The sequence below is a fragment of the Acinetobacter sp. NIOH-H-8 genome, from assembly GCF_046635365.1.
Lineage (GTDB): Bacteria > Pseudomonadota > Gammaproteobacteria > Pseudomonadales > Moraxellaceae > Acinetobacter.
Window position 1 is genome coordinate 1 of record NZ_JBHDVN010000331.1, and the last position, 396, is coordinate 396.

A 396-nucleotide genomic window follows, 5' to 3' on the forward strand; every position below is an offset into this window, starting at 1 on the left:
CCCACAAGGCCGACCGCAACCGGCGGCTGCTGCTGCAGGAGATCCGGCGCCGCCCGGACGATCCCTACATCGCCTACCAGCTCGGCAAGGAGCACGAGTCCGCCCACGAGTTCCGCGAGGCCGCCGACCTCTACCTCAAGGCGCTGCAGCTCGCAGCGCCGGGCATGGCCTGGCGCAAGGGTGCCGCGGCGCGGCTGCTGCACTGCCTGTCGCAGGCCGGGGCGCTGGAACAGGCCGTGGTGCTGTCGAGCGAGCTGATGAACGAGTGCCAGGCGTTTCCCGACTACTTCTTCGTGCTGGGCAACATGTTCCTCGACATGGCCGCCGCCCAGCCGGCCCTGGCGCTGGAGCAATGGCTGCCCATGGCCGAGGCCGCCTGGCTGCGCTGCCTGGAGA

Annotated in this window: 1 protein-coding gene; it reads left to right on the forward strand. The window is 70.7% G+C overall.

Features of this window, described 5'->3' with window-relative positions:
• On the forward strand, positions 1-396 hold a 396-nt coding region (locus tag ACEWB7_RS18505), incomplete at both ends, for a hypothetical protein (RefSeq protein WP_411581162.1).